The sequence below is a fragment of the Erysipelothrix sp. strain 2 (EsS2-7-Brazil) genome, from assembly GCF_016617655.1.
Lineage (GTDB): Bacteria > Bacillota_I > Bacilli_A > Erysipelotrichales > Erysipelotrichaceae > Erysipelothrix > Erysipelothrix piscisicarius.
In genome coordinates this window covers 1-14,097 of sequence record NZ_SCFT01000012.1, presented here as the reverse complement: position 1 = coordinate 14,097, position 14,097 = coordinate 1, and the positions used below count along the sequence as shown (strand labels likewise).

General features: G+C 36.8%; 11 protein-coding genes, 1 pseudogene and 1 other annotated feature. Of the genes and pseudogenes, 11 read left to right on the top strand and 1 reads right to left on the bottom strand.

Features of this window, described 5'->3' with window-relative positions:
* Positions 1-2 precede the first annotated feature (2 nt).
* The 11 genes from polA to EPJ90_RS06340 all read left to right on the top strand — a co-directional run bounded on the left by polA (position 3) and on the right by EPJ90_RS06340 (position 13,946).
* A complete protein-coding gene (gene polA, locus EPJ90_RS06390; protein WP_161637521.1) occupies positions 3-2,504 on the top strand; it encodes a DNA polymerase I in 2,502 nt (833 codons plus the stop codon).
* A gap of 2 nt (positions 2,505-2,506) precedes the next feature.
* Positions 2,507-3,328, top strand: coding sequence for a bifunctional DNA-formamidopyrimidine glycosylase/DNA-(apurinic or apyrimidinic site) lyase (mutM, locus tag EPJ90_RS06385; protein ID WP_125164384.1), 822 nt, complete (start codon positions 2,507-2,509; stop codon positions 3,326-3,328).
* Positions 3,325-3,930 (top strand): dephospho-CoA kinase, encoded by a 606-nt coding sequence (gene coaE, locus EPJ90_RS06380; RefSeq protein WP_161637522.1) that lies wholly within the window; start codon positions 3,325-3,327, stop codon positions 3,928-3,930. Before mutM ends, coaE begins: the two co-directional genes overlap by 4 nt.
* On the top strand, positions 3,911-5,071 hold the full coding sequence (locus EPJ90_RS06375) for a DnaD domain protein (protein ID WP_161637523.1): 1,161 nt from the start codon (positions 3,911-3,913) through the stop codon (positions 5,069-5,071). Before coaE ends, EPJ90_RS06375 begins: the two co-directional genes overlap by 20 nt.
* A complete protein-coding gene (locus tag EPJ90_RS06370; protein WP_161637524.1) occupies positions 5,072-5,992 on the top strand; it encodes an ATP-binding protein in 921 nt (306 codons plus the stop codon). It abuts the gene before it with no gap.
* A 63-nt stretch (positions 5,993-6,055) separates the two neighbouring features.
* Positions 6,056-7,015: a 6-phosphofructokinase gene (gene pfkA / locus EPJ90_RS06365; protein ID WP_123171370.1), complete on the top strand. Its 960-nt coding sequence runs from the start codon at positions 6,056-6,058 to the stop codon at positions 7,013-7,015.
* A gap of 13 nt (positions 7,016-7,028) precedes the next feature.
* Positions 7,029-8,456: a pyruvate kinase gene (gene pyk / locus EPJ90_RS06360; protein ID WP_161637525.1), complete on the top strand. Its 1,428-nt coding sequence runs from the start codon at positions 7,029-7,031 to the stop codon at positions 8,454-8,456.
* A gap of 10 nt (positions 8,457-8,466) precedes the next feature.
* A complete protein-coding gene (locus EPJ90_RS06355) occupies positions 8,467-9,381 on the top strand; it encodes an ROK family protein (RefSeq protein ID WP_125164389.1) in 915 nt (304 codons plus the stop codon).
* Positions 9,381-10,610, top strand: coding sequence for an aminopeptidase (locus EPJ90_RS06350; protein ID WP_161637526.1), 1,230 nt, complete (start codon positions 9,381-9,383; stop codon positions 10,608-10,610). The genes EPJ90_RS06355 and EPJ90_RS06350 overlap by 1 nt, the downstream gene beginning before the upstream one ends.
* Positions 10,611-10,643: 33 nt before the next feature.
* Positions 10,644-10,841, top strand: a binding site (T-box leader).
* A 39-nt stretch (positions 10,842-10,880) separates the two neighbouring features.
* Positions 10,881-12,635: a threonine--tRNA ligase gene (thrS, locus tag EPJ90_RS06345; protein WP_161637527.1), complete on the top strand. Its 1,755-nt coding sequence runs from the start codon at positions 10,881-10,883 to the stop codon at positions 12,633-12,635.
* Between the two features lie 210 nt (positions 12,636-12,845).
* Positions 12,846-13,946: a BMP family lipoprotein gene (locus tag EPJ90_RS06340; protein ID WP_125164391.1), complete on the top strand. Its 1,101-nt coding sequence runs from the start codon at positions 12,846-12,848 to the stop codon at positions 13,944-13,946.
* Positions 13,947-13,980: 34 nt separating this feature from the next.
* On the opposite strand, the pseudogene EPJ90_RS06335 reads toward EPJ90_RS06340, so the two are convergent.
* Positions 13,981-14,097, bottom strand: a pseudogene (locus tag EPJ90_RS06335) (IS30 family transposase); the annotation flags it as partial.

The following is a 14,097-nucleotide window of genomic DNA, read 5'->3' as shown; positions in this document are numbered from 1 at the left end:
ACATGAATAAATTATTATTAATCGATGGGAATTCAATGCTTTTTAGAGCATATTATGGAACACTTTCAAGGGGTTATATGAAATCCAGTTCAGGTGTAGTGACAAATGCAGTATATGGCTTCTCAACGATGCTTGCAAAGGCTATAGAAATTATCAATCCAACACATGTGCTCGTTGCATTTGATACAAAGGATAAGACGTTCCGTCATGATATGTTTGAAGCCTATAAAGGAACACGTAAAGAGGTTGATGAAGAATTGGTGTCACAATTTGCTCTTGTACGTGAATTTTTAGATGCATATCCTATACAACGGTTTGAATTAAGTGGGTATGAAGCAGATGATATCATTGGAACGATGTCAAAAATGTATCCTGATTCGAAAGTTGAAATTCTGACAAGTGATCGTGATATGCTTCAATTAATTGATGATAATGTTGATGTTTTGTTAATGAAAAAGGGTCTTACAGACTTGCGTTTAATGGATAAAATGAGTCTTTTGGATGAGATGGGTATTGAACCAAAACAAATTGTCGATATGAAAGCTCTCATGGGTGACGCAAGCGATAATATTCCCGGTGTTCCTTCGATTGGAGAGAAAACAGCGCTTAAACTTCTCGGCCAATATGGTAGCTTTGAAAATCTTTATGAACACAAAGATGAAATCAAGGGGAAAATGGGCGAAAAAATTCGAGAATTTGAAGACCAAGCGAGAATGTCATATCAGTTGGCTGAAATCTATACTTCTGTACCACTTGATATTGATCTATCTTCCATTAAGTATGAAATTCCAAATGAATCTTTAAATGCATTCTATCGTAAGTATGATATGAATTCGCTTATTACAGATCATTATGATGTCGAAACAATTGAAAAAGAGAATATAAAGTTTATTCATTTGGATTCATCCTGGCAAAGATCAGCCATTGCAATTTCGATGGAGCTTGATAAAAAGGGAAATCTTCAGGGGTGTTTCATTTCTGATGGGAAGGAAAATATTTACCTCACACTTGGGGAAATGGTTGAAAACCCTGAATTTAGAGCTCTGATTGAGTCCGATATTTCAATTGTAGTAGATTCATCAAAATCGCTTTATCGTTTTTGTCTTGAGAACCATTTTGAAATTCAGCATCAGTTCGATGACCTTTTATTGCTTGCATTTATTGTAAACTCATCGATTACAACTATGGCACGATTAAAAGATGAATTTGCGCTATGGTTTCATGAATACGAAGGGATGGAGAAGGGTGCGGCTTTCACTCAAGCTATTCTTTCTCAATTTAAAACTTTAAGTGATGAAGCAAAACAAATTGATGTGCTTTCTGTCTATGAAGATATTGAAAAACCTCTTGTCCCTATCTTATCAAAATGTGAATTTAGGGGGATTAATGTCGATCGAAGCGTTCTTGATGATATTGCAAGTGCGACACACCAAAAAATTGAGACGTTGAGTAAACATGTTTATGACCTTGCAGGCATGGAATTTAATTTAAATTCACCGAAACAGTTAGCGGAGGTCTTGTTTGATCATTTAAAACTCCCAACGAAAAAGAAACGTTCAACTGCTGTAGATGTGCTTGAAGGTTTGATTGATGAGCATGAGATTATTGCACCTATTTTGGAGTATCGTAAGTATCAAAAACTCTATAGTACCTATGCCGTAGGATTGACCAAACATATTCACGCCGATGGGAAAATACATACTTCTTTTAACCAACACGCAACACAAACCGGTCGTTTATCGTCAAGTGATCCAAATTTACAAAATATCTCTGTTCGTGATGAAGAAACACGAATGATTCGAAAGGCTTTTGTAGCATCAGAAGGATGTACGTTAATGTCAATTGATTATTCTCAAATTGAACTTCGTGTCCTTTCTTATCTTGCTGATGAGAAGCGTATGATGGCGGCATTTAATGGTGGCCATGATATTCATGCTGAAACGGCGAAGGCAATTTTTGGAGTGGATGAAATTACCGATACCATGCGACGTCAAGCAAAAAGTGTTAACTTTGGAATTGTTTATGGTATGTCCGAATATGGATTGTCTAAACAGTTGGATATAACCATACCTGAGGCGCGTCATTTTATAACACGATATAATGAAATATATCCGAACATTACGAAGTATATGGATTCCGTAGTAGAAGATTGTACGCGTGATGGTTATGTTAAAACCCTATTTAATCGACGTCGATATATACCTGAAATCTATGATGCAAATCGAGCGGTAAAAGACTTCGGTAAGCGTGCTGCGATGAATGCACCCATTCAAGGGACTGCAGCGGACATCATTAAGATAGCTATGATCAAAGCAGATGAATTGCTTGTATCCAACAATTACAAATCTGCTATGATTTTACAAGTTCATGATGAGCTTGTATTTGATGTTTATGATGATGAGCTTGAAGCGATTCAAAATCTTATGGTATCAGTTATGGAACACATTGTTTCTTGGCCGATTGATCTGAACGTTTCTGTGGATACCGGTAAGGATTGGTATTAATAATGCCTGAGTTACCAGAAGTTGAGACGATTGTACGGACCCTAGAGAAGTCACTGAAAGGAAAACGTATAATTTCAATTAATTTTATTTATCCAAAGCTTCTTGAAACGCAATCGGAGTATCCACTGGAGGCATTAGAAGGAACATATTTTAAGGATTTCCATCGTCGAGGAAAATATTTGTGGTTTGAGATGTCGAATGGTTTACATTGGATTCTGCATTTGAGAATGGAAGGCAAATTTCACCTATACGACGAGGTAAAAGTGCCATCTAAACATACTCATTGCGTTATTAATTTTGATGGAGGAACGATTCACTATCTGGACACGCGGAAATTTTCGCGTATGGCTGTCGTATCGGATCCAATTCGATATTTAGAAACCAAAAATTTAGGATTTGAACCGTTTGACCCTAATTTAAGTGGTGACTATCTATATCAGAAAATTCATCAATCCAATCGTGTTATGAAAACGATCTTACTAGACCAAAGTATTATTGCGGGAATTGGCAATATCTATGCAGATGAGATACTTTTTGAAGCACAAATTCATCCACTTACCACCGGATCAAAAATATCAAAAAAACAGTGTGATATGATTGTTGAGACGGCACAAGTTATTTTGATGAACGCAATCAAGGCGGGTGGAACAACTATTCGTTCTTACACGTCCTCGCTTAATGTTACTGGTCGTTTCCAAGTTAATTTGAATGCCTATGGGAAAGCGGGGGAACCGTGTTCACGATGTGGAAAGACCTTGGAGCGCATTGTAGTATCAGGACGATCAACTGTTTTTTGCGGAAAATGTCAGAAGGTGAGACGATGAAAATTGGAATAACAGGAACAATTGGGGCAGGTAAATCGAGTGTAAGTCAATATATAAGAGACTCCGGCTATCACGTTTATGATATGGATCGTTTGACGCATTCATTTTACGAACCCAATGGTATTTTATATGATTATATTATCGCGCTACTTGGTTCGCAAATTTTAGAATCAGATGGAACCGTGAATCGTCAGAAAATGTCTACAATTCTATTCAAAAATCCGGAAATGCTGGCGGAACTCGAACGAAACGTTTTTTCGGAAGTCAGAGTATTTATTGAGGAGATTATCGATAATGAAAAATCAATAATTTTCTTTGAAGTCCCACTTCTTTTTGAGGCAAATATGGAAGACTTGTTTGACAGCATCATCATGGTGAGTGCAGATTATAATACACGAATTCAAAGACTGTTGGCTCGAGGCATGAAAATGGAAGATATCAACCTTAGAATGAATCGACAGTATTCGGAAATAATCAAGGAAGAAAAATCAGATTATATTTTATATAATAATGGTACACTTTCCGAATTAAATTACGACACTGAGATATTGATACAAAGAATTAAAATGGAGGGTTTAAAAGATGCAAGAAGTCGTTTATAAAACAAATGTAGATTTTAAAATCGCGCCGGATCAGATGGAAGCGTTAGTACTTTTATATCAGCCACTGTTTTCTTATCCTGCATTAAGTCTTTATCTAACCCTTTATGAGTTTGGGCAATATGAATGCGAAGTACCGATTCAGACCTTAACGCATATGTTACAACTTGGAATTTCAGAAATAAACGATTATCGAAAAGAACTGGAACGGTTTGCACTTGTGCGAACCTTTGATACAGGCGTTTTAACGCTTGTGCTTGTACCGCCAATGAATCCACATGATTTTCTCCAACATCCTACTTTTGGAAGACTCTACGCGATTGTGAGAGGGAGCGAGTCATTCATCGAAGTTTGCACACGCTATCGTAAAGACGTTTGTGTCGAGGTGGATAATGAAATATCGGCGAGTTTCGATTTAACACGGCTATCGTCTTGGGATGAATCACTTGAGGAATCCTATACATCGAAGCGAACTGAAGGAGCGGACCTGAGCCGTAAGCACAAATTTGACGTTGAAGGGTTCTTTAAGTCTATTAGTAATGCGATGTATCCCCAAGCATTTCGAACGGATGATGTCCGAGAAAAAGTAGGTGTTTTTGGATCGTTTTATAACTTAAGTTATTTAGATATGAAATCGGTATTAATGGCATCTACAAATTTTGAAACAGGGACATTTGATTCAAAAAGGTTCCAACATCTTATTGAAAAAAATCATGGAACACAAAGTGTTGCGAGTGTTTCAGATCCATATGAACTTGATCCGATTAGTTTCCTCGCCTACAAACAAGAAGATACTTATATTATCGATGCCGATCGTAAGCTCTTAAAATCTTTGGAGCATAATTTTGGCTTTGATAATAAAGTTATAAATGTCCTCATAGAGTACATATTAGAAACAAATGATAAGAATTTAAATCGAGGGTTTGTTGAAAAGGTTGCATCATCATGGAAACGTCGTGGGGTGAAGACGCTCGAGGATGCCCTCAAAGAAAAAGAAACGCCAAGTCACACAAGCAATAAACGCATTGCGAAACCCAAAGTAGAAGTGGTGAGTCCGACATATTCGACTGATACTACCATTGATAAAGATGTTGATGCCCTGAAATCGCGATTGAAAGGGATGTTAAGTAAAGGAGAAATCTAGATGAGTATGCGCAATCTAAAATTCGAGTTAACCGATGAACAAGTTCAAAAACGTTTGGAGACGTTTGAGCGTTTACGTACATTGCCAGAAATAATTGATTTCATGGAACGTTTCGAATGCCCTGACGCTATCATTGAAGCAAATGCATTTCAATTTAAAAATTGGGTATTAAATAAACGGAAAGCAGAATCGTATACGCCTCAAGAACTTGAAAATGATCCGAGTTTAGGTCAATATGTAGACCTAATTTATGATCAATCAACAGGTATTTTGTCGGAACAGATTTATGAACTTCCAATTGTTCGTGAAATTGCTGAAGAAAATGCATATCTAAATCAATATGTCATTTTTGATTTGCCATTGAGTTTACATAATGCACTTTTTTCGAAAATTTCCATTGAACATGAGAATCCAAATTATTTAAATGTACTTGAAGATATGATTAATTTTGTTGAAAATGATAAGCCGGGATATTATCTCTATGGTAATTTAGGAATTGGAAAGAGTTATTTAAGTGCATGTGTTTCCAATGATTTTGCCAAGAGTGGACGTAATGTGGCGTTTATTCATGTTCCAAAACTCATGAGTCATTTAAAGCAATTATTTACACATCCGTCAGAGATGGAATATACGTTGAGGAAACTTAGAAAAGTACCTTTGCTCGTTTTAGATGATTTAGGAGCAGAACCGATAACGTCATGGAGTCGTGATGAAATTTTATTATCAATACTCAATGAACGCCTTGAGAATAAGAAGAAGACCATTATAACAAGTAATTACAGTCCGGATATGCTTGTAGACTTGTATAAACTTGATAATAAGGGAACTTCTGATGAGATTCGAGCTAAAAGATTGGTAGATCGTATCCATGCTTTAACAATCCCATATGAAATGGTGGGTCAAAATCGACGAAACAAGTAATTTCTCAACATTTTGTAGAGAAATAGCAATAAAATAGTGGTATGATTACAAGAGAGGTGAATTATGAAGAAGATTGGCATATTAACTTCAGGTGGTGATGCTCCGGGCATGAATGCAGCGATTCGTGCCGTTGTCCGTTCTGGTATTTCAGCAGGACTTGAAGTATTTGGTGTTTTTGACGGATACGAGGGCCTAGTTAACGATAATATTCGTAAACTAAGTCGTGGTGATGTTAGTGACATTATTATTCAAGGTGGAACAATTTTAGGGAGTGCACGTCTTGAGGACTTTAAGCTTCTTGAAGTTCGTGAAAAAGCTGTAGCGAACTTAGAGAAACACGGTATTGAAGGTTTGGTTGTCATAGGCGGTGATGGTAGTTACCGTGGTGCGATGGCACTTACAGAGATGGGGATTAACTGTATTGGAATTCCAGGTACCATTGACAATGATATTGCATCTACTGATTACACGATTGGTTTTGATACAGCATTAAACACAGTTATTCTTAATGTTGATAAACTCCGTGATACTTCGAGTTCACACCATCGTTGTTCAGTTGTAGAGGTTATGGGAAATCGATGTGGTGATTTAGCCCTCTATGCTGGATTAACAACAGGTGCTGAAGTAATTATTACAAAAGAAACAGGATATGATGAATCAGAAGTATTAGAACGCTTAAGCAGAATTGAAGAAGTGAAGAAAAAACGTCATGCTATTGTTATTATTAGCGAAAAAATAACGGATGTAGAGCTTCTAGCGCAAAAGATTTCAAGACATACTGGTTTTTCTGGCCGTTCAACTGTTTTAGGTCATATTCAACGTGGTGGATCACCGACGGCACGTGACCGTATTTTAGCAACACAATTCGGTGATAAAGCAGTAAGACTGCTTATCGCAGGTGATGGCGGTAAATGCGTCAGCATCTTAAACGAAGAAATAGTAGCAATTGATATTGATGAAGCATTGAAAATGCCTAAAAAATCAAGTAGAGCGCTGTTTGAATTACATGACAGATTGGTATAGGAGGATAAACAATATGCATGAAATGAAAAAAACTAAGATTATTTGTACTATCGGACCCGCTTCCGAATCACCAGAGATGATCGAAAAACTCGCAAATGAAGGAATGAATATCGTTCGTTTTAACTTCTCACATGATGTTCAAGAAAATCATTTACGTCGTATGAAAGTTGTTCGTGAGGTGAGTGATCGAATTGGTATTAACTTGGGAATTCTTTTAGATACAAAAGGACCTGAAATTCGTTGTGGCGATATGGAAAATGGCGCACTTGAATTTGCAGAAGGTGATATCGTTCGTGTAGGGTTTGATGCAGATTACGTAGGAAATAATGAGCGTTTTACTTTATTAGTACCAGAAGTTTACGAAGACGTTAAAGTAGATGACTACTTACTTATTGATGATGGTAAAATGAAACTAACCGTCATTGATAAAAAAGATGGAGATCTCGTTTGTCGTGTCGATAATCCAGGTCTAATCAAAACACGTAAAGGTGTTAACGTACCGAATGTTGTGTTAAGTATGCCATTCCTTTCAGAAAAAGATCGTGCAGATATCACATTTGGGGCAGTAAATGGAATTGATTATATTGCAGCATCTTTTGTAAGACGTGCACAAGATGTTTTAGATATTCGTGAAGTGATTGAAGCAGCTGGAAAACCAGATATCCAAATCATCGTTAAGATTGAAAACCAAGAAGGATTCGATAATATTGAAAGTATTCTTGAAGTTGCAGATGGTGTGATGGTTGCTCGTGGTGACTTAGGTGTTGAAGTAAGTACACATTTAGTTCCTATTTACCAAAAACAAATCATTAAGACAGCAAATAGAATGGGTAAACCAGTTGTAACAGCTACACATATGCTTGAATCAATGCAACAAAACCCACGTCCTACTCGTGCTGAAGCAAGTGATGTTGCGAATGCAATCTTAGATGGTACTGATGCAATTATGCTTTCAGGGGAATCAGCTGTTGGTGCCTATCCAGTAGAAGCTGTTCGTACAATGGCTGAAATTGCAATTGCTATGGAAGAAATTATTCCTTACCGCGATCGTTTGCGTCATTCAATTGAATCATCAAAACGTACAATTCAAGATTCAATCGGAATTTCTATTGCTGAAACAGCCTTAAACCTTGATGATGTAGCCGCAGTTATTGCATTTACTCAAAGTGGTTCAACAGCAAAACGTATTTCAAAATACCGTCCAAATGTTCCGGTAATCGCTGTTACTTTCACAAAAGAAGTTCAAAATCGTCTAGAAATCGTTTGGGGTGTAAAACCTGTGGTTTCCGATATTCGAAACGAAATGACAAATGATGATGAAATCGCAAATACAATTGCGAAAAACTTTGGTATTGAACCAGGTAAAAAAGTTATTATTGCAGCTGGATACCCAACAGGTACCGGTAATACAAATACAATGAAAATTATTGAAATTAAATAAGGAGATTGTTATGAATAAATATATCGGAGTTGATTTAGGCGGTACGAATGTACGTGTAGCTGTTATTGATGAAGATGGAAAGATTCATGAGCAAGTTAAAAGCGAATCATACGCACTTGAGGGACCGGAAGTTGTTTTAGATAACATCATCTCGATGATAAAAAATCTAAAACAATTTGATGAATGTGTTGGCATTGGACTGGGTTTACCCGGTCCAGTTAACACAGAACTCGGGTGCGTAACCTTATCTACAAACATGAAAGGGTTTACGGAATATCCGGTAATCGACTATCTCAAAAAACATATAGATTTACCAATCTATATGGATAATGATGCAAATGTAGCAGGTCTTGCGGAAGCACTTGTTGGTGCAGGTAAAGGCAATAATGTAGTCTATTATTTAACGCATTCCACTGGTATTGGAGGGGCACTTGTATTTAATGGACAAGTCCTTTCAGGTCATAAGGGTTATGCAGGAGAAGTAGGAAATATCGTAATTGACCGTGAACGCGTTCGTCGTTCGGACATCAACACACTTAATGCAGGTGCAGTTGAAAATGAAGCGAGCGGTTCAGCATTAGTTCGCAAAGCTCAAGAATTGATTGATCCAAAGATTCAGTCTGCTGAAGAAATCTTTACGCTCATGGAACAAGGAAATGAAAAAGCGATTCAACTTATTGATGAGATGTCATATGATTTCGCAATGATGCTCTCTTCAATTGCACATGTATGTAATCCACATATTTTTGTAATTGGTGGTGGTGTTACGAAGTCAAAAAACTTATATTGGGATCGCATGATTGGTTATTATCAGGATTTAGTTCACGAACAAATGAGAGATACTCAATTTGTAGAGGCTGAATTGGATGAACCCGGTGTAATTGGTGCTGCGATGTTGTGTTACTCGAAAGAAGGTCACAGATAATGAATGATTTATTAAAAAAATATGCTAAATTAGCGGTGCGTTCAGGTGTTAATGTTCAAGAAGGACAAACAGTTTTAGTAAATGTTAAAGCTGAACATTATGAATTTGCACGTTTAATTGTTGATGAAGCCTATGCAGCAGGGGCAAAAAAGGTTGTTGTTAAATTTGGTGATGACCACATTGCTAAAATGCATGTACAAAACCAAGATATGGATACTTTAACAGATATTCCTCAATGGCTTATTGATGAATATGACAGTTATTTGGAAGAAGATTTATGTCGTTTATCCATTTATGCACCATCACCAGGTCTTATGGCTGATGTTGATGGCGATAAACTTGCTGCACAAGCAAAGGCACAAGGACAAGCTCTAAAACGTATGCGTGAATATACAATGGCAAATCGAGGACAATGGTCACTTGTTTCACTTCCAACAAAAGAATGGGCACATGTTGTGTTCCCAAATTTAGAAATTGATGAAGCTTATGATAAATTGTTGGAAGCAATTCTCTATGCTGTTCGTATTAATGAAAATGATGATCCTGTGTTAGCATGGGAAAAACATAATGAAAAACTATCACATCAAAACAAAATTCTAAATGATTACAATTTCAAATCCTTGCACTTTAAAAATGGCAAGGGAACAGATATTGTCGTAGGTCTCGTGGATAATCATGTTTGGGCTGGCGGCGAAGAAGTCTCTGAACGCGGTTATACTTTTAATCCAAATATGCCAACAGAGGAATCATTTACGATGCCAGATCGCCTTAATGTGAATGGTATCGTCTATAGTACAAAACCTTTAAATTACAATGGTAAACTTATTGATGAATTTTGGTTGAAGTTTGTTGATGGAAAAGTTGTTGAGTTTGATGCGAAACAAGAACGTGAAACACTTGAACAGCTTTTAAACACGGATGAAGGAAGTCGACACATTGGTGAAATCGCATTGATTTCTCACAAATCACCAATTTCGGATTTAAATATCCTATTCTATAATACACTCTTTGATGAAAACGCATCTTGCCATATGGCTTTAGGACGTGCCTATCCAATGAATATCAAAGGTGGAACAGAAATGACCGACGAGGAATTACTTGCACATAATGCTAACGACTCATTAAATCATGAAGACTTTATGTTTGGTAGTGAAGATATGAGTGTTGTCGGAACAACACACGACGGCGAATCAATTATTGTGTTTAATGAAGGTAATTTTGTAATTTAGTTGATATTTCTTTACTATTGATGTATAAATAATATATAAACAGTGAAGAGGACAAAAATACGTTGTTTTGAACTAGAGAGTGAAGTGGTTGGTGAAAACTTCTCGTAGAATATGCGTATTTACCACCTCAGAGTTGGATTTTAGAAAAAATCCCGTATTCTGGCGTTAACAGTTTAAGTGCACAATTTAAATTGTGAATTAAAGGTGGTACCGCGTAAATTCGTCCTTTTGGATGGATTTACGTTTTTCTTTTTTATAGAGGAGGTTATTATGGTAAATATTAGAGAAGATGAACGTCTTAATATCTTGAATCACTCATCAGCACACTTACTTGCTCATGCTGTGAAACGTCTTTATCCTGAAGCAAAGTTCTGGGTAGGACCTGTAATTGAAGATGGTTTTTATTATGACATGGATTTAGGAGATCAAGTACTTACAGAAGAGGATCTACCTAAAATTGAATCAATGATGCGAAAAATTGCTAAAGAAGACAAGCGCATTACACGAGAAGTGTTAACAAAACAAGAAGCGTTAGAAATCTTTAAAGATGATTCGTATAAAATCGATATTATTAACAATCTTGAAGATGATGCAACAATAACTGCATATCGTCAAGCTGAATTCATCGATTTATGTCGTGGTCCCCATGTTGAGACGACAAAGAAAATGAAATATTTCAAATTATTAAAAGTTTCTGGAGCGTATTGGAAAGGGGATTCCAAGAATAAAATGCTTCAACGTGTATATGGAATTACATTTGAAACTGAAGAAGACCTTAATCAATACCTTGAATGGTTAGAAGCTGCGAAAGCACGCGACCACAAAAAACTTGGTAAAGAACTTGAACTCTTTATGATGAGTGAATTTGGGCCAGGATTCCCATTTTGGTTACCAAATGGTATGACATTACGTCATGCTTTAGATGAATACTACTATAACGCGCATATTAAACGTGGTTATGTGTTTACACAAACACCAACAATGCTGAATAAAGAGTTGTGGGAAGTTTCAGGACACTGGGAAAACTACCGTGAAAACATGTATACCTCAACAATCGATGATCGCGAATTCGCAATCAAGCCGATGAATTGCCCAGGTGGAATGCTTGTCTATAAAAACGGCTTACATTCATACCGCGATTTACCGATTCGTCTTGCTGAAATGGGTCATGTGCATCGTCATGAAGCCAGTGGTGCGCTAAATGGTTTATTCCGTGTGCGTTCCTTTACACAAGATGATGCCCATCTATTTATGAGAGAAGATCAATTACAAGATGAAATCGTAGAAATATTAGATTTTATTGACGAGATTTATTCTACATTTGGTCTTTCATACTCAATCGAATTATCGACACGTCCTGAGGACAAGTATATTGGTGACATTGCGGTTTGGGACCGATCTGAACAAGCCCTCAAAGAGGCTTGTATGGCTGCTGGTGTCGACTTTAAAATTAATGAGGGAGATGGTGCGTTCTACGGTCCGAAACTCGACTTTAAAGTGCGAGATTCATTGAATCGTGTATGGCAATGTGGTACGGTTCAATTAGATATGAATCTTCCTGAACGTTTTGATCTTACATATGTCGCAGAAGATGGTAAGAAAAAACGACCTATTATGCTTCATCGTGCAATTTTCGGTTCAATTGAACGCTTTATCGGTATTCTTATTGAACACTTTGCAGGGGGATTCCCATTATGGATGGCTCCAAAACAGATCGAAATTATTCCTGTTAATACAGAGTTCCATATGGACTATGCCAATGAAGTTTGCGATCTTCTTTTAAATAAAGGAATTCGTGCACATGTCGATGGACGTAATGAAAAATTAGGCTATCGCTTACGTGAAGCGCAAAAGAATAAAATTCCACTTCAATTAATCATTGGAGATAAAGAAATCGAAGATCGTAGTGTCAATGTTCGCCGTTATGGTGAGCGTGCACAAAACCCATTTGAACTTGATGCATTTATGCAATTAGTGGAAGCAGAAATTAAATCCCGTTATATTCATAAAATTGAGAAAGACTAGTTTTTAAGGCATTAAATCGATCATAAATCGAGCGTAAATACACCATTGTATTTACGCTCTTTTTTGATATGTCAGTCCTCAAAGTGAAGTAGAGGGGCACTTATCCCTACATATATGATACCGGTTACATTTATTTGTGACATTTCTATTGATTATCAATATAAAATTCGATACGATATAGATACAAGGAAACTTGTATGGAGGAAACAGATGAAAAAACTATTTTCTAGTGTTTTAGTTGTCTTGTTAGCTCTTTCTCTAACCGCTTGTTCAGGTGGCGAAAAAGCACAAGATGGTAAAGGCGCAGAAATCGCTTTGATTACTGACGTTGGTACAATTGATGACCGCTCATTTAACCAAGGTTCATATGAAGGCGTTAAACAGTATGGTGACGAAAATAAAGTCACATATACATACTATCGTCCCGTTGCAAAAGATGACGAGGCATACTTTAACGAAATCGAAAAAGCGATTACTGAAGGGGGCGCTAAGGTTGTCGTTATGCCAGGATTTTTATTCGCGAACGCAGCTTTTAGAGCACAAAAGGAATTCCCAGATGTTAACTTTATTTTTGTAGATGGTGCTCCTTCGGAAACACCACAGTCAGAGCCTGTAATTGGTCCTAATATGTATTCTGTTGTTTGGGAAGAACAACAAGCTGGATTCTTAGCAGGATACGCTGCAGTCAAAGATGGCTATACAAAACTAGGTTATATTGGTGGTATGAAAGTTCCAGCTGTTGAAAAATTCGGTTTAGGTTATGTTTACGGAGCGAATCATGCAGCTGAAGAATTAGGTATTACTGTTGATATGATGTACAAGTATTCAGGAACATTTGAAGCATCTCAAGAAGTTCAGATGTTAGCTTCAGGTTGGTATGCAGGGGGAACTGAAGTAATCTTTGTTTCTGCTGGTGGTGCTGGTCCTTCAGTATTTAAAGCTGCAGAGGATAAAGAAGCTAAGGTTATTGGTGTTGACGTTGACCAATCAGGCGAAAGTGAAACAATCATCACTTCTGCTTTAAAAGAACTTCAACTTGCTGTTTATGAAGGATTAAAAGCACACTATGATGGCAAATTCCCAGGTGGTACGCAACATGCTTACAATATCAATGACGACGGTGTCGGATTACCTAAGAATTTCGACCGTTTCAAAACCTTTAAACAAGAAGATTTAGAAAAAGTTATCGCTGATATGAAAGCGGATAAAGATGGTGTTACTTCAACGATTAAAAAACAACATGCTGATGACTTTACAGATGTTATCAGTGATCCAATCTTGAAAAATATCAACATCACATTTATTAAATAGTAATGTAAAACGGCTAATTAGCCGTTTTCTTTTATCAAATCTCAACCGCACCACTTTTACTTTTATTAAAGTCTATCTCATAGGCCGTTTTGAAGTCAAATATTTTTCGCGGCATTGAGTTAATTTTGAAGCAAATATCATCAAGATATTG

Excerpts from the sequence above, each read along its gene's own strand:
- EPJ90_RS06355 (WP_125164389.1), top strand. The coding sequence starts at position 8,467 with ATGAATAAATATATCGGAGTTGATTTAGGCGGTACGAATGTACGTGTA.
- polA (WP_161637521.1), top strand. The coding sequence starts at position 3 with ATGAATAAATTATTATTAATCGATGGGAATTCAATGCTTTTTAGAGCA.
- pfkA (WP_123171370.1), top strand. The coding sequence starts at position 6,056 with ATGAAGAAGATTGGCATATTAACTTCAGGTGGTGATGCTCCGGGCATG.
- mutM (WP_125164384.1), top strand. The coding sequence starts at position 2,507 with ATGCCTGAGTTACCAGAAGTTGAGACGATTGTACGGACCCTAGAGAAG.
- EPJ90_RS06350 (WP_161637526.1), top strand. The coding sequence starts at position 9,381 with ATGAATGATTTATTAAAAAAATATGCTAAATTAGCGGTGCGTTCAGGT.
- EPJ90_RS06375 (WP_161637523.1), top strand. The coding sequence starts at position 3,911 with ATGCAAGAAGTCGTTTATAAAACAAATGTAGATTTTAAAATCGCGCCG.
- pyk (WP_161637525.1), top strand. The coding sequence starts at position 7,029 with ATGCATGAAATGAAAAAAACTAAGATTATTTGTACTATCGGACCCGCT.
- EPJ90_RS06340 (WP_125164391.1), top strand. The coding sequence starts at position 12,846 with ATGAAAAAACTATTTTCTAGTGTTTTAGTTGTCTTGTTAGCTCTTTCT.
- coaE (WP_161637522.1), top strand. The coding sequence starts at position 3,325 with ATGAAAATTGGAATAACAGGAACAATTGGGGCAGGTAAATCGAGTGTA.
- EPJ90_RS06370 (WP_161637524.1), top strand. The coding sequence starts at position 5,072 with ATGAGTATGCGCAATCTAAAATTCGAGTTAACCGATGAACAAGTTCAA.
- thrS (WP_161637527.1), top strand. The coding sequence starts at position 10,881 with ATGGTAAATATTAGAGAAGATGAACGTCTTAATATCTTGAATCACTCA.